The sequence below is a fragment of the Devosia sp. 63-57 genome (assembly GCF_001899045.1).
In the GTDB taxonomy this organism is placed as follows: Bacteria; Pseudomonadota; Alphaproteobacteria; order Rhizobiales; family Devosiaceae; genus Devosia; species Devosia equisanguinis.
Genome location: NZ_MKUY01000003.1, coordinates 159,184 through 180,994, shown reverse-complemented (window position 1 = coordinate 180,994; position 21,811 = coordinate 159,184). Strand labels below are relative to the sequence as shown.

Annotated in this window: 24 protein-coding genes; 21 read left to right on the top strand and 3 right to left on the bottom strand. The window is 60.0% G+C overall.

What is annotated here, in order from left to right:
- Window positions 1-173 precede the first annotated feature (173 nt).
- Complete coding sequence (locus BGO80_RS00865) at window positions 174-428, bottom strand: hypothetical protein (protein WP_286718172.1); 255 nt, start codon at window positions 426-428, stop codon at window positions 174-176.
- Between the two features lie 52 nt (window positions 429-480).
- Between BGO80_RS00865 and BGO80_RS00860 the strand changes: the two genes are divergently transcribed.
- Together BGO80_RS00860 and BGO80_RS00855 are read left to right on the top strand one after the other, a co-directional pair.
- Window positions 481-630: a hypothetical protein gene (locus tag BGO80_RS00860; RefSeq protein ID WP_286718168.1), complete on the top strand. Its 150-nt coding sequence runs from the start codon at window positions 481-483 to the stop codon at window positions 628-630.
- A 3-nt stretch (window positions 631-633) separates the two neighbouring features.
- On the top strand, window positions 634-1,185 hold the full coding sequence (locus BGO80_RS00855; RefSeq protein ID WP_286718166.1) for a hypothetical protein: 552 nt from the start codon (window positions 634-636) through the stop codon (window positions 1,183-1,185).
- On the opposite strand, the gene BGO80_RS00850 is transcribed toward BGO80_RS00855, so the two are convergent.
- Window positions 1,182-1,865, bottom strand: a complete 684-nt coding sequence (locus tag BGO80_RS00850; protein ID WP_286718163.1) for an SOS response-associated peptidase — start codon at window positions 1,863-1,865, stop codon at window positions 1,182-1,184. The genes BGO80_RS00855 and BGO80_RS00850 overlap by 4 nt on opposite strands.
- A complete protein-coding gene (locus tag BGO80_RS00845) occupies window positions 1,865-2,290 on the bottom strand; it encodes a hypothetical protein (protein WP_286718160.1) in 426 nt (141 codons plus the stop codon). Before BGO80_RS00845 ends, BGO80_RS00850 begins: the two co-directional genes overlap by 1 nt.
- A 567-nt stretch (window positions 2,291-2,857) precedes the next feature.
- Between BGO80_RS00845 and msrA the strand changes: the two genes are divergently transcribed.
- The 19 genes from msrA (at window position 2,858) to BGO80_RS00750 (ending at window position 21,787) form a co-directional block, all read left to right on the top strand.
- The gene (gene msrA / locus BGO80_RS00840) at window positions 2,858-3,592 is read left to right on the top strand and encodes a peptide-methionine (S)-S-oxide reductase MsrA (protein ID WP_126151869.1); all 735 of its coding nucleotides are present in this window, start codon (window positions 2,858-2,860) and stop codon (window positions 3,590-3,592) included.
- Window positions 3,593-3,825: 233 nt separating this feature from the next.
- A complete protein-coding gene (locus tag BGO80_RS00835) occupies window positions 3,826-4,371 on the top strand; it encodes an outer membrane protein (RefSeq protein ID WP_126151868.1) in 546 nt (181 codons plus the stop codon).
- Between the two features lie 321 nt (window positions 4,372-4,692).
- Window positions 4,693-5,232 carry an outer membrane protein gene (locus tag BGO80_RS00830; protein WP_126151867.1) on the top strand — a complete coding sequence of 180 codons (540 nt, stop codon included), beginning with the start codon at window positions 4,693-4,695 and terminating at the stop codon, window positions 5,230-5,232.
- A gap of 342 nt (window positions 5,233-5,574) precedes the next feature.
- Complete coding sequence (locus BGO80_RS00825) at window positions 5,575-5,940, top strand: NADH-quinone oxidoreductase subunit A (protein ID WP_126151866.1); 366 nt, start codon at window positions 5,575-5,577, stop codon at window positions 5,938-5,940.
- The gene (locus BGO80_RS00820; RefSeq protein WP_126151865.1) at window positions 5,931-6,512 is read left to right on the top strand and encodes a NuoB/complex I 20 kDa subunit family protein; all 582 of its coding nucleotides are present in this window, start codon (window positions 5,931-5,933) and stop codon (window positions 6,510-6,512) included. The genes BGO80_RS00825 and BGO80_RS00820 overlap by 10 nt, the downstream gene beginning before the upstream one ends.
- An 8-nt stretch (window positions 6,513-6,520) precedes the next feature.
- On the top strand, window positions 6,521-7,138 hold the full coding sequence (locus BGO80_RS00815; protein WP_126151864.1) for an NADH-quinone oxidoreductase subunit C: 618 nt from the start codon (window positions 6,521-6,523) through the stop codon (window positions 7,136-7,138).
- Window positions 7,138-8,328 carry an NADH-quinone oxidoreductase subunit D gene (locus BGO80_RS00810; RefSeq protein ID WP_286718148.1) on the top strand — a complete coding sequence of 397 codons (1,191 nt, stop codon included), beginning with the start codon at window positions 7,138-7,140 and terminating at the stop codon, window positions 8,326-8,328. The genes BGO80_RS00815 and BGO80_RS00810 overlap by 1 nt, the downstream gene beginning before the upstream one ends.
- The gene (nuoE, locus tag BGO80_RS00805; protein ID WP_286718146.1) at window positions 8,328-9,635 is read left to right on the top strand and encodes an NADH-quinone oxidoreductase subunit NuoE; all 1,308 of its coding nucleotides are present in this window, start codon (window positions 8,328-8,330) and stop codon (window positions 9,633-9,635) included. The genes BGO80_RS00810 and nuoE overlap by 1 nt, the downstream gene beginning before the upstream one ends.
- Window positions 9,636-9,839, top strand: coding sequence for a hypothetical protein (locus tag BGO80_RS00800; RefSeq protein WP_126151861.1), 204 nt, complete (start codon window positions 9,636-9,638; stop codon window positions 9,837-9,839).
- 2 nt (window positions 9,840-9,841) lie between these two features.
- The gene (nuoF, locus tag BGO80_RS00795) at window positions 9,842-11,149 is read left to right on the top strand and encodes an NADH-quinone oxidoreductase subunit NuoF (protein ID WP_286718141.1); all 1,308 of its coding nucleotides are present in this window, start codon (window positions 9,842-9,844) and stop codon (window positions 11,147-11,149) included.
- Window positions 11,150-11,153: 4 nt separating this feature from the next.
- Window positions 11,154-13,256 (top strand): NADH-quinone oxidoreductase subunit NuoG, encoded by a 2,103-nt coding sequence (gene nuoG, locus BGO80_RS00790; protein WP_286718139.1) that lies wholly within the window; start codon window positions 11,154-11,156, stop codon window positions 13,254-13,256.
- A gap of 9 nt (window positions 13,257-13,265) precedes the next feature.
- Entirely contained in the window at window positions 13,266-14,363 is a 1,098-nt protein-coding gene (nuoH, locus tag BGO80_RS00785; RefSeq protein WP_126151858.1) for an NADH-quinone oxidoreductase subunit NuoH, read from the top strand.
- On the top strand, window positions 14,363-14,851 hold the full coding sequence (gene nuoI, locus BGO80_RS00780) for an NADH-quinone oxidoreductase subunit NuoI (RefSeq protein WP_126151857.1): 489 nt from the start codon (window positions 14,363-14,365) through the stop codon (window positions 14,849-14,851). The genes nuoH and nuoI overlap by 1 nt, the downstream gene beginning before the upstream one ends.
- Before the next feature lie 11 nt (window positions 14,852-14,862).
- Window positions 14,863-15,471 carry an NADH-quinone oxidoreductase subunit J gene (locus tag BGO80_RS00775; protein ID WP_126151856.1) on the top strand — a complete coding sequence of 203 codons (609 nt, stop codon included), beginning with the start codon at window positions 14,863-14,865 and terminating at the stop codon, window positions 15,469-15,471.
- Window positions 15,472-15,486: 15 nt separating this feature from the next.
- On the top strand, window positions 15,487-15,795 hold the full coding sequence (gene nuoK / locus BGO80_RS00770) for an NADH-quinone oxidoreductase subunit NuoK (RefSeq protein ID WP_126151896.1): 309 nt from the start codon (window positions 15,487-15,489) through the stop codon (window positions 15,793-15,795).
- Window positions 15,796-15,806: 11 nt separating this feature from the next.
- Window positions 15,807-17,933 (top strand): NADH-quinone oxidoreductase subunit L, encoded by a 2,127-nt coding sequence (gene nuoL, locus BGO80_RS00765; protein WP_286718132.1) that lies wholly within the window; start codon window positions 15,807-15,809, stop codon window positions 17,931-17,933.
- Entirely contained in the window at window positions 17,933-19,501 is a 1,569-nt protein-coding gene (locus BGO80_RS00760) for an NADH-quinone oxidoreductase subunit M (protein WP_286718129.1), read from the top strand. Before nuoL ends, BGO80_RS00760 begins: the two co-directional genes overlap by 1 nt.
- A 9-nt stretch (window positions 19,502-19,510) precedes the next feature.
- Window positions 19,511-20,956: an NADH-quinone oxidoreductase subunit NuoN gene (gene nuoN, locus BGO80_RS00755; RefSeq protein WP_286718127.1), complete on the top strand. Its 1,446-nt coding sequence runs from the start codon at window positions 19,511-19,513 to the stop codon at window positions 20,954-20,956.
- Window positions 20,957-21,787 carry a biotin--[acetyl-CoA-carboxylase] ligase gene (locus tag BGO80_RS00750; protein WP_286718126.1) on the top strand — a complete coding sequence of 277 codons (831 nt, stop codon included), beginning with the start codon at window positions 20,957-20,959 and terminating at the stop codon, window positions 21,785-21,787.
- Window positions 21,788-21,811 lie beyond the last annotated feature (24 nt).

Sequence of the window (21,811 nt, the reverse complement as noted above, 5' to 3'; positions counted from 1 at the left end):
ATCACGGCGGCCAAACGTGTTGCCGAAATGACGGATGAGCAACTGCTATACTCGTTTGATCGGCTCCACTCGCCCAGCCTGATCGCAACCCACTGGATTGAGCGGCTTCAATCTGAAGTGCTGAGGCGCGGACTCCGCAAGGTGTCTTGAGCGGGCAATAAACCGCTCATGGCCTATTCCATCTGAGGGATTTCACCCCATTGGAAGATCGGTTCTGGCGGACCAAACTCTCCATTTACAAGGTTAGCTTCGCGCGACCAGGCTATTACGCCAGCGTATTTTCCACTGCTTTTGGCCAGCAGAGCCTGCTGCTTGGCCTGCCCCTCGCTTTGGCATTCTCGCGCTTCAAAAGCAGGCTGCAGTTCGCCTTCGTCGTCGCGGACAAACGCCAGCATCACGATCAATCTGGTGGTGGTGGTAGTTGACATGAGTGGTCTCCGTGTTCCTATTTCGTTCTCACATTTTCAAGTGGAGATCGCAATGGGAATCGCCATCAAAGTCCCGCGCGCTGTTCGGATACGTCGCCTTCATCAAACCGGGCTGGATGCAAAGGACATTGCCAAGCTGACGGGCTGGCCGCCGGCCGTCGTGCGAGAAGCGCTGTCCGTCGAGCGCCCGATAAAGAAGTGACCTATGGGCGAGCTGCAACGCCTAAAGTGGCGCAAGGAAGTCGACAGATTTGTCGCCTATCCAACCGCGACGGATCATGAGCAGCGTTATGCAGAGATTCGCCTTCACAGCACCGGCTACAACACCGACGTGTTGCCTTATGGGCCCACTCAGCACTGGCTTTGGCGCGTCCGTTGGGATGGATGGTTTGCAGAGCATGGCTTCTGGCCCGACAAGCAAGGCGCTGCGGACAAGGCCACAGACGCATGGTGGCGATGTGTCCAAACCGAGCCGCCGCGAAACATCGACTTAGAGGCGGCGATGGTAGTGGCGCGTGCGCCTGTGCAGCCGGTGCCGAATAGCCTTTTTGCAGAGGATGCTGAATTCCTTCGCAAGGTGATGTGGCACCTCCACCGAGCCTATGGCGAAGAGATAGCTGCAGAGCATCCTGTGCTCTCCAACCTCTACCGTCAGATATCTTCCGAGTTTGCGCGAAGACGGGAGAGCGGCGAGATACCAGACCAGCCAAAGGGTGAGGCCATATCGGGCGGATACCGCCGCCGGCGGCGCCGTTAAAGCGAATTGAGGAGCGGCTTCTTGGTGTCCGTCCCCTCGTACCGGCTGGAGTTAACGTCTCGGCCCACTCGGTGGAACTCGAGCTGGCTATCTATTTGCGCGTCCAGCAGCAGGGTCTTCGCATCCTTGCCCTGGATCTCGGTATTGAGCCATGTGCGGTAGGCCTCTGGAGCGAGGATGATTGGCATGCGCTTATGAATGTGTGCAATCTCAGGCACCGCCGGCGCCGTGATGATTGTGCAACTGGTCACGCCAAGATTGTCGTTGTGCGCCCATATGCCGGCGAAACTGAAGGGCAAGGCGCTCGGAAGCTGCAGTAGCCAAGGGTCTTTCTTGCCGTCTTCCTCGCTGACGGTCCATTCGAAATAGCCATCGGCCGGAATAAGGCAGCGCCGCGACTTGAAGCCCTCCCGGAACGCGCCAGAGGTGTCGACGCTCTCAATCCGAGCGTTGAACATCGCGTTCTTTGGTAGCTCTTTTGCATAAAACGGCACCAACCACCATCGGCCGCGATCGAGCTCTATGTTGCCGGTCTTGTCCAGATGCGCGAAATCGACTTCTTGCGTCGGCGCGATATTGAACCGCGGCCGGGAGTTTGTTGCTGCCGGCGGCGCGTCGTGGATCGAATAAAGCGCGTGGATCTGCGCCCAGGTCATCTCATTGGTGAACCGACCGCACATCACAAACCCTCGTTTTCTGCCAAGATGCCCCACTCGGGACGCCATATCCCCGCCTCGTTGAGCAGGATCACCACGCCCGCATAGCCCATGAGGCTGGCGATGAGGTCGGCTTGCTGGAGCGCTTCGAGCACGGGGTAGGGACCGCTATCGCCGCCCGCTTCGAAAAACCCCAGCCTAGTCATCTGCGAGCACCAATAGATACTTGCTTGAGGCTCAACGTAGGAGGGGCCAGCGGTCAGCATGTCGACGCTGGTGCCGCCTATCCCAACCATTATGCAATCCGACGAGGTCTCGTCCTGGTCGGTTGTCCAGCGGTAGATACGCTTACGCTGGGCCGCAGCCCAGCGCGCATCAACCATGCGATCGAGCTGGGTATTGGTCAGGTCGCTGCCTGCTGTATTCGGGACGCGGGCCATGCCAAGCATAATTACACGCGATTCTCCCACCCGCTACAGATTGCTACTGACGACATGACCACCAAGTACCAGATGACCACAGGCGAGATCGTTCCGACCAATGCCGGGGCAGGGCCGTTCTTTCCAATCTACTTCTGTGTTGAGTGCAATGCTCCGAACGCAGCATTCGGCATCGCTCGCGCTGACGGCCGGGTCAATTATTGCGGTTGGGAGTTCGGGCGCCCGGTATGCGTTGGCAAGGGCAAGACAGCGCAACCACAGCCAGTTGTGCCAAAGGCTCCTTGGTAGCAAATGCGGTTTCAACTTTAGGCGTTGCCAGGCCAATAATGTATGAGCGTGAGTTGAAACCGCTCATAGTCTTCAAAATAGAATGTGTCGGCCTGTCACGCCGGAGGTCGCGGGTTCGAGCCCCGTCTCTCGCGCCACCCTTCACCGTTGAAGTTTCCGGTTCGGGTTGGCTTTTGACCGAGCGGTCATTGTTACTTTCATATCCTCGTGATCTGCACGTTGCGCTGTAACGTTTGACGCCTTTCTACCGTATCTGCTGTAACTGAGTTTGAGCAGAAGGTGCTGATCATGGCCGAGGCTTCCTCCGAATCCCTTACAACACTGGTTACGGGCCGACGCAAATTGCTGCTGGGCATGGCGGTTCTGCCGATTCTCGGCATGCCGCTTCTGGCGCGCCCGGCGTTTGCCCAGGAAAAGCCGGTCGAGATTCCACCGCCTGATCAGGACCTGGTCGAAAAGGGCCCGACTGCCGTCGCTGTGCTGGCCGGTGGCTGCTTCTGGGGCGTGCAAGGCGTGTTTCAGCGGGTCAAGGGTGTCACAAATGCCGTGTCCGGTTACTCCGGCGGAGCAGCCGAGACCGCCACTTATGATCGGACGACGCGCGGAGACACCGGCCACGCCGAAACCGTCGAGATCACTTACGATCCTTCTGTCGTCAGCTTCGGCACGCTGCTGCAGATTTACTTTTCCGTCGCTCACAACCCGACGCAGCTGAACTACCAGGGCCCGGACCACGGCACCCAGTATCGTTCGACAATTTTCCCTTTGAACAAGGATCAGGAGGACGTAGCGCGGGCCTATATCGCCCAGCTCGACGCCACCGGACTATTCGAAGGCCCGATCGTCACCACGCTTGAGCCCTTCAAGGCGTTCTATCCGGCTGAGCAATATCATCAGGACTTCCTGACGCTGAACCCGGACTGGCCCTATATCGTGGTCCACGACCTGCCGAAAATCTATTCGCTCGAGCGCATGTTCCCAGCCGAATACCGCGCTGATCCGGTGCTAGTCGGGACGCTTTGAGATAGGCGATGTCTAGGTGTTGCCATCCGGCAACGCTTGCCTGGCGTCATATTATGGCCTTCCCAAAGACCGTTTTTGGCCGGCAAGCCCAGGCAAACCGGGCCTGTGCTCGGATGGCGAGGGCAGGGGGAGACCCCATATTTCGCCGCTCCGGGCGCTGAAAGCCTGGGGGGAACTGGTGCTGAGGCGCGGCGTTCCTCCCAACAGATGGCCCAGCACGAAGGAGAACAGCAATGCGCATGTTCAAGATTGTCGCCGCATCGGCGATTGCCTCTATCGCAACCATGGGTGTCGCCACGGCAGCCGATCTCATCACGGTCCCAACGTCCACACCTGTCGAAATGCCGATCTATGAAGAGCCGGGGTTTGACTGGAACGGGTTTTATGCCGGTGTCTATGGTGGCGTTCAGGATAGTGCCGCAGGTGGCACGCAATATGGCTTGGGTATCCAGGCTGGCGTGAATGCCCAGTTTGACTTCTATCTGCTTGGCGCCGAAGTGGCCGTGCATGGTCTCACCGGAGGGGCACTCGATACCAGCTATGGCCAGATCCTTGGTCGTGCCGGTCTGGTGGTCACAGACGATGTCGTCGTTTATGCAGCCGGTGGTTATGGAATCGATCTGGGTCCGCCCGCGGAAGAAGACTTCTTGCTCGGTGGTGGCGTGGAAGTCGCCGTCACGGATGCGATCTCGGTGCGCGCACAATATCTGCATGGATTCCCCAATCAGGGTGGCAATCCGAAGAATCAGTTCACTGTCGGGGCCAACTTCCACTTCTAGTCCTGACCGTCATTCTCATCCTGAGACGGCCCCGCGAGTATTCTCGTGGGGCCGTTTTGCATTGGTGGTGATTCCCGATTTCCGTTTGCCGACGGTGGGAATCCGGGCGCCTTGGCCCTCCGGGCGCACGCATTTCGCCGGCTCGCAAGTGGCATTTGTCTCAAATTGAACCAATTGCGGGGCATTCGCGCAACACCTGCCCCGAAATGGTCATCAAATCTTATCCGCACTATGGAAAATGGCTTTCTGCCACCTTGTCAGCCGCGCGCCTGTGGGGCATCTATCGGCCGACTACGGTTAACTCTATTGGGAGTGCAAGATATGTTTGTACGTTCTCTGTCGCTCGGCGTTGCAGCCGCTGCTCTCATGGTCGGTGGCGCTCAGGCCGCTGACCTCATCATCCCGACCACCCCGCAGCCGATCTACGCTCCGGCTGGCTTCAACTGGGAAGGCCTCTATGCAGGCGTCCAGGGCGGCGGTGAGTTCTTCAACGGCACCACCTATGGCGTCATCGGCGGCCATGTCGGCGTGAACTTCATCCCGGCTGACCCGATCCTGCTCGGCGTCGAAGCTACCGGCGAATACTGGTGGAACAATGCTGTCTCCGGCAGCGAGTTCCTGATCAACGCCCGTATCGGTGCTGTCGTCACCGACTCCGTGCTCGTGTACGCCATCGGCGGTACCGGCATCGAGAACACCGGCGGCGCTTCGAACGGCATCTACCAGCTCGGTGGTGGTGTTGAATTCGCCGTGACCGATTCCATCTCGGTTCGCGGTCAGGTTGTTGGCCTCGGCTACTACAACAACGCTAACTTCTTCGACGCCACCAAGGCGACCGTGGGCGTCAGCTTCCACTTCTAAGGTTCTTCGCCCCGGAACACGGGGCGTCTAATCTTGCAACCCAACTCGGCGAACCGGCAACGGTTCGCCGTTTTGGTTTTGGGGTGTTGATTCTTCTGTCCGTTCCAAAAACAGCGCTTGTGGCGAAACAGAATGTGCTTCCTGCGAGCCAATTGTGGGAAACCCGTGCCGAACCGCTGTAGTTGTTATATGATTATTTTGCTCATATTTTCTTTCCCTTGAAACGTCATGGGGGAAGGTCTAAGCCGTTTCGCATCACCTGTGCGTCGGCTCGCTCGCCCCAATTGCTTGCTTTGCTCACGCGCTTCCGGCTCCTTGCTGGACCGAACGTTAGGCTGCCGCATGACTGATTTGCTCAGCGATTACCTGCCCATAGTTCTATTCATTGGGTTGTCTGCCGTTATTGGCTTGGCGCTGTTGATTGCGCCGTTCCTGGTTTCTTTCCGACGTCCCGACCCTGAGAAGGTCTCAGCTTTCGAGGCTGGCTTCGATGCGTTCGACGACGCGCGTATGAAGGTCGATGTCCGGTTCTACCTGGTGTCGATTCTCTTCATCATCTTTGATCTCGAAGTTGCCTTTCTTTTCCCGTGGGCCGTGGCGTTCCACGACGTGGGCTGGTTCGGCTTCTGGTCGATGATGATCTTCCTCGGCGTGCTGACCGTCGGCTTTATCTATGAATGGCGCAAGGGAGCTCTGGAATGGGATTGAGCCCGTCTTCTTCGACGCTGGTTACCCCGCGTCCGACCGGTGCCATTGATCCGGCGACCGGCAAGCCTTTTGGTGCGGACGATCCGTTCTTTACGGGCGTCAATAACGAGCTGGCCGACAAGGGCTTCCTCGTGACCACGGTTTCGCAACTGATCACCTGGGCCCGTACTGGCTCGCTGATGTGGATGCAGACCGGTCTGGCCTGTTGCGCCGTGGAAATGATGCAGATGTCGATGCCGCGTTACGACATCGAACGCTTCGGCACGGCGCCACGCGCATCGCCGCGCCAGTCCGACGTGCTGATTGTCGCTGGTACGCTGACAAACAAGATGGCTCCCGCGCTGCGCAAGGTCTATGACCAGATGCCAGAGCCGCGTTACGTCATTTCGATGGGTAGCTGCGCCAATGGCGGCGGCTACTATCATTATTCCTATTCTGTGGTGCGTGGTTGCGATCGCGTGCTGCCGGTAGACGTCTATGTTCCGGGCTGCCCGCCGACGGCCGAAGCACTTCTGTATGGCATTTTGCTGCTGCAGAAGAAGATTCGCCGTGACGGAACCATTGAGCGATAGGGCCGGTCATGGACGAAGCACTAGTAGTTGATCCGTTGGTGACCCTGGGCGAGCACGTTGCATCCGCCCTTGGCGATGCAGTCGTCGGGTTCGAGGTGGCGTATGGCGACCTCACCGTGACCGTGCAGCGCGATTCGATCGTTTCTGTGGCGACATTCCTCCGCGACGATCCGAAGTGCCGGTTCATCGCGTTTGTCGACGTCTGTGGTGCGGACTATCCCGCGCGCGAACAGCGGTTCGATGTGGTCTATCATTTCCTCAGCCCGCACCTGAACCATCGCATCCGTATAAAGCTCGAGGCCGATGACACGACGCCAGTCCCATCGATCTGCGACGTCTATCCCGGTGCGAACTGGTTCGAGCGCGAGACCTACGATCTCTACGGCGTGCTGTTTTCCGGTCACCCGGATCTGCGCCGCATCCTGACCGACTATGGTTTTGACGGTCACCCGTTGCGCAAGGACTTCCCGATGACGGGCTTTGTCGAGGTTCGCTACGACGAAGAGCGCAAGCGCGTAGTCTATGAGCCGGTCAAGCTGACCCAGGAATTCCGCTCGTTCGATTATCTGTCGCCATGGGAAGGCACCGACTATGTGCTGCCGGGCGACGAAAAGGCGAAGAACTGATGTCTGAAGTCGACGTTCGCAATTTCACCATCAATTTCGGCCCCGTGCACCCCTCCGCGCACGGCGTGCTGCGCATGATCCTCGAGCTCGATGGCGAGCTGGTGGAGCGCGTCGATCCGCATGTTGGGCTGCTTCATCGCGGCACCGAAAAGCTGATCGAGGCGAAGACCTATCTGCAGGCCGTGCCGTATTTCGATCGCCTCGACTATGTGGCGCCGATGAACCAGGAGCATGCCTTTGCCCTGGCCGTTGAGCGCATGCTCGGCATCGAGGTGCCGCGCCGTGGTCAGCTGATCCGCGTGCTTTATTCCGAGATCGGTCGTCTGCTGGCGCATTTGATGAACGTGACCACCCAGGCCATGGACATCGGCGCGCTGACCCCTCCGCTCTGGGGCTTCGAGCAGCGCGAAAAGCTGATGGTGTTCTATGAGCGCGCTTCGGGTGCGCGCATGCATGCCGCCTATTTCCGGCCCGGCGGAGTCCATCAGGACCTGCCGCAGGCACTGGTCGACGACATTGGCGTTTTCTGTGAGGAATTCCCCAAGGCGCTCGCCGATATCGATCGGCTTCTGACCGAGAACCGCATCTTCAAGCAGCGCAATGTCGATATTGGTGTCGTTTCGCTGGAAGAAGCGTGGGGCAGGGGCTTTTCGGGTGTGATGGTTCGCGCTTCGGGCGCGGCCTGGGACCTGCGCAAGAGCCAGCCCTATGACGCATACGCCGAAATGGAATTCGACGTGCCGGTCGGCTCGCATGGCGACTGCTACGATCGTTACCTGATCCGCATGGAAGAAATGCGCCAGGCCAATGCGATCATGAAGCAGTGCGTGGCCAAGCTGAATGCGCCTGACGGCAAGGGCCCCGTTGCTTCGAGCGATGGCAAGGTCGTGCCGCCCAAGCGCGGTGAGATGAAGCAGTCGATGGAAGCGCTTATCCATCACTTCAAGCTCTACACCGAAGGCTACAAGGTGCCCGCTGGCGAAATCTACGCCGCCGTGGAAGCGCCGAAGGGCGAGTTCGGCGTCTATGTGGTTTCCGATGGCACCAACAAGCCCTATCGCTGCCACATCCGCGCTCCGGGCTTTGCGCACCTCAGTGCCATGGATCATCTGTGCCGCGGCCACATGCTGGCTGACGTCACGGCAATCCTTGGGTCGATTGATATTGTGTTCGGAGAGGTGGATCGCTGATGTCTACGCGACGCCTTGCAGACGAGTCGGTGCAGCCGGCAAGTTTCGCCTTCAATGCTGAAAACCTGGCCTGGGCCGAAAAGCGCATTGCGCTCTATCCGGCGGGACGGCAGCAATCAGCTGTCATTCCTCTGCTCATGCGGGCACAGGATCAGGATGGCTGGGTCACCCGCGCGACCATTGAGAAGGTCGCCCAGATGCTGGATATGCCCTATATCCGGGTCCTCGAGGTGGCAACATTCTACACCCAGTTCCAGCTGGCACCGGTCGGCACGCGTGCGCATGTGCAGGTCTGTGGCACCACGCCATGCATGCTGCGCGGCGCGGGCGAACTCATCGAGGTCTGCAAGAACAAGATCCATCCTGAGCCGCACCATCGCAATGAAGATGGCACCATGAGCTGGGAAGAGGTCGAGTGCCTTGGCGCCTGCGTCAATGCACCCATGATCATGATCTATCATGACACCTATGAAGACCTGACGCCCCAGCGCATGGAAGAGATCATCGACGCCTTTGCCGCCGGCAAGGGCGACACGATCAAGCCGGGTACGCAGATCGACCGCCAGAACGCCGCTGCTGAGGGTGGCATGACCACGCTCACCGAAAAGCCGACGGCGAAGCGGGAGAAATTCGTGCCTCCGGCTCCTGCCGAGCAGCCGGCTGCTGCGCCCGCCGCACCGCCGGCGCCGACCACGGCCGCCAAGCCCAAGGATGTTGCCGAAGAGAACGCTCCGGCCCTCAAGGGGACACCGCAGGAAGCCAAGGTGTCCGAAGCCAAGGCCGAGGGCGAGCGCAAGGCTGCTGCGGTCGAGGCGAAGGCCGATGGCGCCCCGAACCAGGCTATGCGTGAAGGTGCGAGCGGCGCTGAATCCGATGGGGCCAAGGTCGACGGGGGCAAGGCGCCCGGCAAGGCCAAGGTTGCTGAGCCCGCCGAAGGCGGTGCATCGGCCTCGGTGAAGAAGTCCAAGCCCGTGGTTGAGGCAGTTGCTGCCAACCCCAAGGAAGTGACGCCGACTGCCGAGAAGGGCGATGTCTTGCAGCCACTGTTCGAGCGCCCTGCGGGCGAACCGGACGACCTCAAGCTGATCTCCGGCGTTGGTCCAGTGCTTGAAGGCAAGCTGCACGCTCTGGGCATCACCCGTTTCGAGCAGATCGCCAAGTTCAAGAAGGCTGATATTACGCGCGTCGACGAGGTGCTGAACTTCAAGGGCCGCATTGATCGCGATGAATGGGTGAAGCAGGCCAAGGCGCTCGCCAAGGGCGGGGTCGAAGAATACCGCAAGGTGTTTGGGAAGGCCCCCCGTTAAATGGCTGAGAGCAAGATCGACTTCGGATCGCTGACCCTCAAAGACTACGCCATTGGCGTGGCCTTTGCCCTGGTGGCCACAGCAGTCCTGTCCGGTCTTGAAGCGGCTTTCAATATTGCGCTGCCGAGCTTTCTGGCTTCGGCGGCTGGGGCGGCGATTGGTGTTGCCGCCTGGTTCTTTTATCTGTTGAAGCGGAAAAGCTGATCATGCTCGCTGACAAGGATCGCATTTTCACCAACCTCTATGGCCACCACGACTGGCGGCTGGAAGGTGCACGTGAGCGCGGCTCGTGGGTCGGAACCAAGGAGTTCCTCGACCAAGGGCGCGACTGGATCACCAATGAGGTGAAGGCTTCGGGTCTGCGTGGCCGCGGCGGTGCGGGCTTCCCCACCGGCCTCAAGTGGTCGTTCATGCCCAAGCAGAGCGATGGTCGTCCGCATTACCTCCTGGTCAATGCCGACGAATCCGAGCCCGGCACCTGCAAGGACCGCGAGATCCTGCGTCACGATCCGCATCACCTGATCGAGGGTTGCCTGATCGCCTGTCGCGCCATGGATGCGCATTTGGCGTTCATCTATGTGCGTGGCGAGTTCATTCGCGAGCGTCAGCGCCTGGAAGAGGCCGTGCAGGAGGCGTATGACGCCAAGCTGATCGGCAAGGACAATATCCATGGCTGGGACCTGGATATCATCGTTCATCACGGCGCCGGCGCCTATATCTGCGGTGAAGAAACCGCGCTGATGGAATCGCTGGAAGGCAAGAAGGGCCAGCCGCGCCTCAAGCCGCCATTCCCGGCCGGCATGGGCGTCTATGGCAACCCGACCACCGTCAACAATGTCGAATCCATTGCCGTCGTGCCGGAAATCCTCCGTCGCGGGGCAGGGTGGTTTGCGGGCATCGGCCGTCCGAACAATGTCGGCACCAAGCTGTTCATGGTCTCGGGCCATGTGAACAAGCCGGCGACGTTCGAGGAAGCCCTGGGCGAGAGCTTCAAGGACATTATCGAAAAGCATTGCGGCGGCATTCGCGGCGGTTGGGACAATTTCCTGGCTGTGATCCCCGGCGGCGCATCCTGTCCGGTGGTCAAGGCCGAGGACATGATGGATGCCGTCATGGACTTCGATGGCCTGCGCGAGAAGAAGAGCTCGTTTGGCACCGGCGGCATGATCATCATGGACAAGTCGACCGACATCATCAAAGCCATCTGGCGCATTTCGGCATTCTTCAAGCATGAGAGTTGCGGTCAGTGTACGCCGTGCCGCGAAGGCACCGGCTGGATGATGCGCGTCATGGAACGCATGGTCGAAGGCCGCGCCCAGAAGCGTGAAATCGACATGCTGTTCGAGGTCACCAAGCAGATCGAAGGGCACACCATCTGTGCGCTCGGCGACGCTGCCGCCTGGCCGATCCAGGGTCTCATCCGCAATTTCCGCCCGACCATCGAGGCGCGGATCGAGCAGTATACATATTCATCCACCAGCGACGGCGCCGTGCCGTCGATCGCTGCGGAGTAGGGCTATGGCTTCCATCAAGGTCGACGGCCAGCTCGTCGAAGTTCCAGATTACTACACGCTGATGCAGGCGGCCGAAGCGGCCGGCGCTGAGATTCCGCGCTTCTGCTATCACGAGCGCCTTTCGGTCGCGGGCAATTGCCGCATGTGCCTGGTCGAAGTGAAGGGTGGTCCGCCCAAGCCGCAGGCTAGCTGCGCCATGTCGGTCAAGGACCTGCGTCCCGGCCCGAATGGCGAGCCGCCCGAGATGTTTACCAACACGCCTATGGTCAAGAAGGCCCGCGAAGGCGTGATGGAATTTCTGCTGATCAACCATCCGCTCGATTGCCCGATCTGCGATCAGGGCGGCGAATGCGATCTCCAGGACCAAGCCATGGCCTATGGCGTGTCCGGTTCGCGGTTCCACGAGAACAAGCGCGCCGTCGAAGACAAGTATATGGGCGCGCTCATCAAGACTTCGATGAACCGCTGCATTCACTGTACCCGTTGCGTGCGCTTTACCACCGAAGTGGCCGGCATTTCTGAGCTGGGTCTGCTTGGCCGTGGCGAAGATGCAGAGATCACCCCGTATCTCGAGCGCGCGCTGACCAGCGAATTGCAGGGCAATGTCATCGATCTCTGCCCGGTTGGGGCGCTGACCTCCAAGCCCTACGCGTTTCACGCGCGCCCCTGGGAGCTGAACAAGACCGAATCTATCGACGTGATGGATGCCGTTGGTTCCGCCATCCGGGTCGATAGCCGTGGCCGCGAAGTGATGCGCATCCTGCCGCGTATCAATGAAGCGATCAACGAAGAGTGGATTTCGGACAAGACGCGTTTCGTCTGGGATGGGCTCAAGAGCCAGCGTCTCGATCGTCCCTATGTCCGCAAGGGCGGCAAGCTGCAGCCGGCGAGCTGGGACGAAGCCCTGTCCGCTGTTGCTGCGCGCATCAAGAAGGCCGGCAACAAGGTCGGCGCCATTGCCGGTGACCTCAGCGCGGTCGAGGAAATGTACGCGCTCAAGGCGCTGCTGACCTCGATCGGCTCCGGGATGACCGATGTGCGCCCTGCCATGTCCGGTATCGATCCGTCCATGCCGCGCTCTGCCTATCTGTTCAACCCGACCATTGCCGGGATCGAAGAGGCCGACGCGATCCTGATCATCGGGTCCAATCCGCGTCGTGAAGCGGCCGTGCTCAATGCACGTATCCGCAAGACCTGGCGCGCCAAGAACGTCCCGATCGCCGTAATCGGGGAACAGGCCGACCTCACCTATTCGTACCAGTATCTGGGCGAGGGCTTCGAGAGCCTGGCCGAACTTGCAGCGGGCAAGGGTAGCTTCGCCGAGGTGCTGTCCAAGGCTCAGCGCCCGCTCGTCATCGTAGGCGAAGGCGCAGTGTCCAACGCCCAGCTGGGCAAACAGGTCGGCCGCGATGTTATCGCGCTCGCCTCCAAGCTTGCGACCGGTTCCACTGTCGCCGAAGGCTGGAATGGCTTTGCAATGCTGCATAATGCGGCGAGCCGGGTCGGTGGCATGGATATTGGGTTCGTGCCGCATGCCGGTGGCGTCTGTTCGGCCGACCAGATTGCTCTGGCGGGCAAGGGAGAGCTTGATGTTCTCTTCCTGCTCGGTGCCGACGAGTATGACACCTCCGCGATGGGCAAGGCTTTCGTGGTTTATATCGGCAGCCATGGTGATCGCGGTGCGCATCGCGCCGATGTCATCCTGCCGGGTGCGGCTTACACCGAGAAGTCCGGCACCTATGTGAACACGGAAGGTCGTGTGCAGGTCACCAGCCGCGCGGTATTCCCGCCCGGCGATGCCAAGGAAGACTGGGCCATCATCCGGGCGCTTTCGGGCGCACTGGGTAAGCCGCTGGCGTTCAACTCGCTGACCCAGCTGCGTGCCGCCATCTATGCCGAATTCCCCCATCTAGCCCGCGTCGATCAGGTCGCGCCGGGATCTGTCGGTGACGTGGCCAAGCTGGCCAAGGCAGCGATCAAGACCAAGTCGGCGGCATTCGCATCGCCGGTGACCGATTTCTATCTCAGCAATCCGATTGCCCGCGCCTCGGCCACGATGGCCGAATGCGCGCAGCTGGCCACTGGCCTTCAGCAGGCGGCGGAGTAGGGGAGCACAATGGACTTTCTTCTCGCTGCTCTCGATTATCTCCTGGGCATCCCCTTCCTCGGTTGGGGCGTGCATATCGGGTTCGTCTATAAGGCTCTGGCGCTGCTGGTCGGCCTGCTGATCTTCACCGCCTTCATCCTGCTGGGAGACCGCAAGGTTTGGGCTGCTGTGCAGATGCGTCGGGGCCCTAACGTGGTTGGCCCCTTCGGGCTGCTACAATCTTTTGCCGACCTTTTGAAGTTCGTCTTCAAGGAGCCGGTGCTGCCGGCCGGGTCGGACAAGGTTCTGTTCCTTTTGGCGCCTTTGATCACTGCAACCCTGGCGCTTGCCGGCTGGGCGGTCATTCCGGTCGATAACGGCTGGGCCATGGCCAATATCAATGTCGGCATTCTCTACCTGCTCGGCATTTCCTCGCTCGGCGTCTATGGCGTCATCATCGGCGGCTGGGCTTCGAACTCGAAGTATCCGTTCCTTGGTTCGGTGCGTTCTGCGGCGCAGATGGTGTCCTACGAAGTCTCCATTGGCCTCGTGATCATCACCGTCCTGCTCTGCGTCGGTTCGCTCAACCTCAACGACATCGTCCTCGCCCAGCGAGAAATGGGTCTGGCCCATGCGCTTGGCGTGCCGTGGCTCAGCTTCCTCAACTGGTTCTGGCTGCCGCTGTTCCCGATGTTCGTGATCTTCTACATCTCGGCCCTGGCCGAGACCAACCGCCCGCCATTTGATATGGCCGAAGGCGAATCCGAACTGGTGGCCGGCTTCATGACCGAGTATTCGGCCACGCCGTACCTCCTTTTCATGCTCGGCGAATACATCTCGATCCTTCTGATGTGCGCCATGACCACGATCCTGTTCCTGGGAGGCTGGTCGTCGCCGATCGACCTACCGCCGTTCACTTGGATCCCGGGCGTGATCTGGTTCTTCGTCAAGGTCACGCTGGTGTTCTTCATGTTCGCCATGGCCAAGGCCATCGTGCCCCGTTACCGCTATGACCAGCTCATGCGGATTGGTTGGAAGGTGTTCCTGCCGATTTCCCTGATCATGGTTGTCATCGTTGCCTTCGTCCTGCAGCTCACCGGCTGGGGCTGGCATGGAGGAGTTGCCTGATGCGCGCCACTCAGCTCGTCAACACGCTGCTGCTCAAGGAATTCGTTTCGGCCTTTTTCCTGGCCATGCGCTACTTCTTTGCGCCCAAACCGACCATCAACTATCCGTTCGAGAAGGGGCCGGTCAGCCCGCGTTTCCGCGGTGAGCATGCCTTGCGTCGTTATCCGAATGGGGAAGAACGCTGCATCGCCTGCAAGCTGTGCGAAGCCATCTGTCCGGCACAGGCCATTACCATCGAGGCTGGCCCGCGCCAGAACGACGGCACGCGCCGCACGGTGCGTTACGACATCGACATGGTGAAGTGCATTTATTGCGGCTTCTGCCAGGAAGCCTGCCCGGTCGACGCCATCGTCGAAGGCCCGAACTTCGAATTTGCAACCGAAACGCGCGAAGAGCTCTACTTCTCCAAGGAAAAGCTCCTCAGCAATGGCGATCGTTGGGAGCGTGAAATCGCCTCCAATCTGGCCGCTGACGCGCCGTACCGCTGAGAGGGAAGAGCATGACCCTTCCACTGTTCTTCTTCTATGTTTTCTCGGCGATTGCCGTGGCTTCGGCCTTCATGGTCATTTCGTCGCGCAATCCGGTGCACTCGGTGCTGTTTCTCATCCTGACCTTCGTCAATGCCGCGGGCCTGTTCATGCTCACCGGCGCCGAGTTCCTGGCGCTGCTGCTGATCGTGGTCTATGTGGGCGCGGTCGCTGTGCTGTTCCTGTTCGTCGTGATGATGCTGGACATCGATTTCGCCGAATTGAAATCGGGCCTTCTGCAATATGCGCCGATCGGCATCCTTGTCGGGGCCATCCTTTTGCTTGAGCTGTTGCTGGTGGCTGGCAGTGCGATGATATCGCCCGATATTGCCGGTGGTTCGGCGCTCCCCATCGACAACACGATGGAAAACACGCGCCAGCTCGGCAATGTGCTCTACACCCGCTACGTCTTCCTGTTCCAGGGTGCCGGGGCGGTACTTCTGGTCGCCATGATCGGCGCCATCGTTCTCACCTTGCGTCACAAGACCAATGCCAAGCGCCAGAACCCTGTCGATCAGGTGGCGCGCAAGGCCGGCGAGACGCTCAAGGTCGTCAAGGTCAAAAGCGGTCAGGGGCTATAGGGGGTTATCATGGGTCTGGAAATCGGGCTCGGTCATTACCTGACCGTAGCGGCCATTCTGTTCACGCTCGGCGTGTTCGGTATCTTCATCAATCGCAAGAACATCATCGTCATCCTGATGTCGGTCGAGTTGATCCTTCTGGCCGTTAATCTGAACTTCGTGGCGTTCAGCGCGCATCTGCAGGACCTTCAGGGTCAGGTGTTCGCGCTGCTGATCCTCACCGTGGCTGCCGCCGAGGCCGCCATCGGTCTCGCCATTCTGGTTATTTTCTACCGCAACCGTGGGACCATCGCGGTTGAGGACGTCAACATGATGAAGGGCTGAGAGCACCCGCTATGATTATTCAAGCGATTGTCTTCTTGCCCCTGATCGGGGCGCTCATTGCCGGCCTGTTGGGCCGACAGATCGGGCACCGTCCGTCCGAATTCATCACCACCGGGCTGCTGCTGATTTCGGCGGTCCTGAGTTGGGTCGTGTTCATCCCCGTCGCCTTTGGTGATGGCCTGGTCGGCGCCGTAGGCGACGGTCATGCGGCTGTCCTCAGGGTCGAGGTGATGCGCTGGATCCAGGTGGGCGACATGGACCTGCGCTGGACGCTGCGTGTCGATACGCTGACTGCCATCATGCTGGTCGTGGTCAACACCGTGTCTGCCCTCGTCCACCTCTATTCCATCGGCTACATGAACGAAGATCCGCACCGTTCGCGCTTCTTCGCCTATCTCTCGCTTTTCACCTTCGCCATGCTGATGCTGGTGACCGCCGACAACTTCCTGCAGATGTTCTTCGGCTGGGAAGGGGTGGGGCTGGCCTCCTATCTGCTGATCGGCTTCTGGTATACCCGTCCCTCCGCCACTGCAGCGGCGATGAAGGCCTTCATCGTCAACCGAGTGGGCGACTTCGGTTTTGCCCTGGGCATCTTCGGTGCCTTCATGGTGTTGGGTCACATCGACTTCGACGGCGCTTTCCATGCCGTGGACGAGTTCGCGACCACCGGCCTGCCGATCATCCGCTTCCTGTCTTGGGACGTGGACGCCATGACGGTCATCTGCCTGCTGTTGTTCATGGGCGCCATGGGCAAGTCAGCGCAGTTCCTGCTGCACACCTGGCTGCCGGACGCCATGGAAGGCCCGACCCCGGTGTCGGCGCTCATCCACGCGGCCACCATGGTGACCGCCGGTGTCTTCATGGTTGCGCGTCTGTCGCCGCTGTTCGAGACTTCGCAGACCGCGCTTATGGTTGTTATCGTCATCGGCGCCATCACGGCGTTCTTCGCGGCGACGGTTGGTCTGGTGCAGAACGATATCAAGCGCGTGATCGCCTACTCCACCTGTTCGCAGCTCGGCTACATGTTCGTGGCACTGGGGGCAGGGGCCTATTCGGCCGGTGTTTTCCACCTATTCACCCACGCCTTCTTCAAGGCTCTGCTGTTCCTGGGCGCCGGCTCGGTCATCCATGCGATGCACCATGAGCAGGACATGCGGAATATGGGCGGCCTGCGCAAGAAGATCCCCATCACCTATGCAATGATGATGATCGGTACGCTGGCTCTGACCGGCGTCGGCATTCCGGGTACAAATTTCGGTTTTGCGGGGTTCTTCTCCAAGGATTCCATTATCGAAAGCGCCTATGCTTTCGGTGGCAATATTGGCAGCTTCGCCTTCTGGATGCTCGTCATCGCGGCCCTGTTCACCAGTTTCTATTCCTGGCGTCTGGTCCACCTGACATTCCACGGTTCGCCGCGCGATGTGCAGCATAGCCATACAGCCCATCCGGACCCGGCCCATGCCGCTGCCGAAACCCATGACGAGCCGATCGACGACAGCAATCTCGACGATCATGCTCATGCTGCAGTGTCGCATGACGATGCTCACCACCATGGTTCGGCCTATGACCATGCCCATGAATCGCCCAACGTCATGCTGGTGCCGCTTTATGTGCTGGCTGTTGGCGCAGTACTGGCCGGCGTGGTGTTCTACGGCATGTTCTTCCACGAGGTGGAGCATATCGAGCACTTCTTCGCTGGCTCGATTTATGTCGATCACCAGATCATCGAGGACGCGCATCACGTGCCGACCTGGGTGAAGTGGAGCGCCACCATCGCCATGATCATTGGCTTTGTGTCGGCCTGGTTCATGTATATCAAGCGTCCTGACCTGCCGGGCAAGCTTGCGGCCGCCAATCCTGGGCTCTACAAGTTCCTGCTCAACAAGTGGTACTTCGACGAGCTCTACAACACGGTCTTCGTGCGCCCGGCGCTCTGGATCGGCAATGCCATCTGGAAGGGCTTCGATGACTGGCTGGTCGACGGCAAGGTCGCCGAAGGCCTGGGCCGTCGCGTCCAGAACGTCACCAGCTGGGTGGTCAAATTGCAGTCCGGCTATCTCTATCACTACGCCTTCGCCATGCTTATCGGCATTGCGGCGCTGCTGACCTGGGCCATTACGGTCGGGGGGCTTCTCTAATGACCTTCGCCAATTCAATTCTGTCCATCATCACCTGGCTTCCGGTCATCGGTGCAGCCATCGTTCTGGCGATGCCGAAGACCGCCATCGGTGCGATCCGTTGGGTCTCGCTGCTGGTGACACTTGTGGTGTTTGGTTTGTCCCTAGCCCTGTGGCAGGCGTTTGATCCGTCCGATGCCGGCTTCCAGTTCGTGGTCAACATGCCATGGATCGGCGACAGCATTGGCTATCGCGTCGGCGTTGACGGCATCTCGGTGCTGTTCGTGGTGCTTACCGCGCTGCTGATGCCGGCCGTAGTCATAGCAAGCTGGGAAGTCGAGACCCGCTTCAAGGAATACATGATCGTATTCCTGGTGCTCGAAACGCTGATGATCGGCGTGTTCACCACGCTCGACCTGGCCATGTTCTACGTGTTCTTCGAAGGCACGTTGCTACCGATGTTCCTGATCATCGGGATCTGGGGTGGTTCGGCGCGCATTCAGGCGGCCTACAAGTTCTTCTTCTACACCTTTGTCGGCTCGGTCCTGATGCTGCTCGCCATGATGGCGATGTATTGGGACGCCGGCACCACCGACATTGCGCGCCTGCTCACCCATGACTTCCCAGTGGGCATGCAGACGTGGTTGTGGCTGGCCTTCTTCGCCTCACTTGCCGTCAAGATGCCGATGTGGCCGTTCCATCGCTGGCTGCCGGAAGCGCACGTGCAGGCGCCGACCGCCGGCTCGGTGATCCTGGCCGCAATTCTGCTCAAGCTTGGAGGTTACGGTTTCCTGCGCTTCAGCCTGCCCATGTTCCCCGATGCGTCGGCGCAGTTCGCCAACTTCATCTTCGTGCTGTCGATCGCCGCCATCATCCTCACCTCGCTGGTGGCGCTGGTGCAGACCGACATGAAGAAGCTGATCGCCTATTCCTCCGTTGCCCATATGGGTTTCGTGACCATGGGTATCTTTGCGGGCAATGCCCTGGGTATCCAAGGCGCGATGTTCCAGATGATTTCGCACGGCATCGTGTCGGGTGCGCTCTTCCTTTGCGTTGGCGTCATCTATGACCGCATGCATACCCGTGAGATCGACGCCTATGGCGGTCTGGTCGAGCGCATGCCGCAATACGCATTCGCCTTCATGGTGTTCACCATGGCCAATGTCGGCCTGCCGGGCACCTCGGGTTTCGTTGGTGAGTTCCTCACCATGATCGGTGTATTCCAGGTCAATACCTGGGTGGGTGTCGGTGCCGCGTTCGGTGTGATTTTCTCGGCCTGCTACGCGCTGTGGCTCTATCGCCGTGTGATTTTCGGTGCGCTGACCAAGGAAAGCCTCAAGGGCATTCTCGATCTCAACCTGCGTGAGAAGATCGTCCTTTATCCCCTGATCGTGCTGACCGTGGTGTTCGGTTTCTATCCGGCCCCGATCCTCGATACGACGGCGGCCGCCGTGAACAACCTGGTCGAGCACTATGCGGCTTCGGTTGGTCTTGACCCGGCCGTCTCGCTGGCTGATGCCCGCGCTCCACTTGATTATGCCGCGCCTACGGGCGAGAGCCAGCCGGCCCCCGCGCCTGCTTCGCACTAGGAGACTGACGTGAACTCTGACGTTACTGATTTCGCGAGCCTGGCTCCCGCTTATCCGGAACTGATCGTTGCGGTCGGTGCCCTGGTGCTGCTTGTGGTGGGCATCGTGCTCAACAAGGAGCGCTCGCTCCTCGTCTCTATCGGTGCCATCGTCCTTCTGGCCGTGGCCGGCCTCGTGCTGATGTTCAATCCGGCTGATGGGGTGTTGTTCAACGGGCTCTTCATCGTTGACAGCTTCGGCCGGTTCATGAAGGTGCTGGTGATCGTGGGTGCGGTGCTGGCACTGGTTCTCGCGCATCACAACGATGAAGAGAACGGACTGCACAAATACGAGTATTCCGTCCTCGCAGTGCTGGCCACGCTGGGCATGATGATCATGGTTTCCGCCAATGATCTGATGAGCCTCTATATCGGTCTCGAGCTGCAATCCCTGTCGCTTTATGTGATGGCTGCGATCAAGCGCGACGACAGCCGCGCCACCGAGGCGGGCCTCAAATATTTCGTGCTGGGCGCCTTGTCATCGGGCATGCTGCTTTATGGGGCCTCGATGGTTTATGGCTTTACCGGCCACACCAATCTCTCCGAGATCGTGGTTGCCATTGCCAGCGAAGGTCGCTCGATCGGCCTCATTTTCGGCATGGTGTTCCTCCTGGCCGGTGTCGCGTTCAAGATTTCGGCCGTGCCGTTCCACATGTGGACGCCGGACGTCTATGAAGGCGCGCCGACCCCGGTCACGGCCTTCTTCGCCATGGCACCAAAGGTGGCGGCGATGACGCTGATGATCCGTCTCGTCATGGTCAGCTTTGCGCCACTGACGCAGGATTGGCAGCAGATCGTGGTGTTCCTGTCGATCGCCTCCATGGTGCTGGCCGCATTCGCCGCCATCGGGCAGCAGTCGATCAAGCGCCTGATCGCCTACTCGTCCATCGGTCATGTGGGCTTTGCTCTGGTCGGCCTTTCCTCTGGGACCCAGGTTGGCGTCGAAGGCGTGGCGATCTATATGGCGATTTATGTTGGCATGACTGTCGCCCTGTTCGCCTGCATCCTGTCGCTGCGCACTGAGACCGGCTATGTCGAAACTATTGCCGACCTGGCAGGCGCATCGCGGACTCGTCCAGTCGTCGCCGGGATCATGGCCATCGTGATGTTCTCGCTGATCGGATTGCCTCCGCTCGCTGGGTTCTTCGCCAAGTGGCAAGTGTTCCTTGCGGCCATTGAAGCGCATCTCTATGTGCTGGCTGTCATCGGCATGCTCGCCTCCGCCATCAGCGCCTTCTATTACCTGCGCGTCGTCAAGGTGATGTATTTCGACGAGCCGGTAAAAGAGTTCGTGGCTGTGCCGGCCGAGCTGAACGTCGTGATGGTGGTGTTTGGCTTCCTTATAGTGACCTATTTCTTCACTGTGGGTAATCCGCTCTCCAGCTTTGCGCATAGTGCTGCGGGAAGCCTGTTCTAGGTGTCCGACTTCGCGCTCGGCCCCAAAGCAAAGGCCGCCGGTTATCGGCTGGTCGGCTTTGAGGAAATCGGATCGACCAATAATGAAGCGCTCGCGGCTGCTGCCGCGGGCGACCCGGGCGGCGTGTGGTTTGCCTCGCTTCACCAGACTGCGGGTCGCGGTCGGCGCGGACGTCAGTGGCACAGCGTGCCCGGCAACCTTGCCGCCAGCCTTTTGATCGTTCCGGACGCGTCGGCAGAGTTGATTGCAACCCTCGGCTTTGCCGCCGGTGTCGCGCTCAATCGGGGCCTTTCTGCTGTGCTGCCAAGCGGTACGTTCCGGATCGGCATAGACGGTGCGGATGGCGCTGACGGGCGTTCCCGCATTGCGCTCAAATGGCCCAATGACGTTTTGGCCGATGGCCAGAAGTTGTCGGGTATCCTGCTCGAAGCGTCCAAGACGCCAGATGGGCGCAGCGCCATCGTCGTCGGCTGCGGCGTCAATGTCGTGTCGGCGCCTGAAGGCACGCCATATCCGGCGACCTCTTTGCGGGCTCTCGGGGTGGAAAAGACCGCCGCGGAGGTCTTCGAAGCGCTTTCCGACGCGTGGGTCGAGGTATTCGGCCTTTGGGATGACGGGCGGGGCGTTGCCGCCGTGCTCGAACTGTGGCGTGGTTCTGCGGCGGGGCTCGGTGCGCCGGTCGCGGTTCAGCAGGATGGTGTTATCCGACGCGGCATTTTTGAAACCATCGACTCCTCGGGACGGCTGATCATTCGCGACGATGACGGTTCGCGCTTTCCGATCACGGCGGGCGATGTGCATTTTGGGGCAACGGCCAGCGCCCGAAGCTGACCACAACATGATGCGTGGCGACCG

Bases quoted from the DNA above. Each gene is read 5' to 3' on its own strand.
- BGO80_RS00860 (WP_286718168.1), top strand. From the start codon at position 481: ATGGGAATCGCCATCAAAGTCCCGCGCGCTGTTCGGATACGTCGCCTT.
- BGO80_RS00775 (WP_126151856.1), top strand. From the start codon at position 14,863: ATGACCCTTCCACTGTTCTTCTTCTATGTTTTCTCGGCGATTGCCGTG.
- BGO80_RS00810 (WP_286718148.1), top strand. From the start codon at position 7,138: ATGTCTGAAGTCGACGTTCGCAATTTCACCATCAATTTCGGCCCCGTG.
- nuoH (WP_126151858.1), top strand. From the start codon at position 13,266: ATGGACTTTCTTCTCGCTGCTCTCGATTATCTCCTGGGCATCCCCTTC.
- BGO80_RS00830 (WP_126151867.1), top strand. From the start codon at position 4,693: ATGTTTGTACGTTCTCTGTCGCTCGGCGTTGCAGCCGCTGCTCTCATG.
- BGO80_RS00800 (WP_126151861.1), top strand. From the start codon at position 9,636: ATGGCTGAGAGCAAGATCGACTTCGGATCGCTGACCCTCAAAGACTAC.
- BGO80_RS00855 (WP_286718166.1), top strand. From the start codon at position 634: ATGGGCGAGCTGCAACGCCTAAAGTGGCGCAAGGAAGTCGACAGATTT.
- nuoL (WP_286718132.1), top strand. From the start codon at position 15,807: ATGATTATTCAAGCGATTGTCTTCTTGCCCCTGATCGGGGCGCTCATT.
- BGO80_RS00820 (WP_126151865.1), top strand. From the start codon at position 5,931: ATGGGATTGAGCCCGTCTTCTTCGACGCTGGTTACCCCGCGTCCGACC.
- msrA (WP_126151869.1), top strand. From the start codon at position 2,858: ATGGCCGAGGCTTCCTCCGAATCCCTTACAACACTGGTTACGGGCCGA.
- BGO80_RS00835 (WP_126151868.1), top strand. From the start codon at position 3,826: ATGCGCATGTTCAAGATTGTCGCCGCATCGGCGATTGCCTCTATCGCA.
- nuoE (WP_286718146.1), top strand. From the start codon at position 8,328: ATGTCTACGCGACGCCTTGCAGACGAGTCGGTGCAGCCGGCAAGTTTC.
- BGO80_RS00850 (WP_286718163.1), bottom strand. From the start codon at position 1,865: ATGTGCGGTCGGTTCACCAATGAGATGACCTGGGCGCAGATCCACGCG.
- BGO80_RS00815 (WP_126151864.1), top strand. From the start codon at position 6,521: ATGGACGAAGCACTAGTAGTTGATCCGTTGGTGACCCTGGGCGAGCAC.
- BGO80_RS00845 (WP_286718160.1), bottom strand. From the start codon at position 2,290: ATGCTTGGCATGGCCCGCGTCCCGAATACAGCAGGCAGCGACCTGACC.
- nuoI (WP_126151857.1), top strand. From the start codon at position 14,363: ATGCGCGCCACTCAGCTCGTCAACACGCTGCTGCTCAAGGAATTCGTT.
- nuoF (WP_286718141.1), top strand. From the start codon at position 9,842: ATGCTCGCTGACAAGGATCGCATTTTCACCAACCTCTATGGCCACCAC.
- BGO80_RS00825 (WP_126151866.1), top strand. From the start codon at position 5,575: ATGACTGATTTGCTCAGCGATTACCTGCCCATAGTTCTATTCATTGGG.
- BGO80_RS00760 (WP_286718129.1), top strand. From the start codon at position 17,933: ATGACCTTCGCCAATTCAATTCTGTCCATCATCACCTGGCTTCCGGTC.
- BGO80_RS00865 (WP_286718172.1), bottom strand. From the start codon at position 428: ATGTCAACTACCACCACCACCAGATTGATCGTGATGCTGGCGTTTGTC.
- nuoG (WP_286718139.1), top strand. From the start codon at position 11,154: ATGGCTTCCATCAAGGTCGACGGCCAGCTCGTCGAAGTTCCAGATTAC.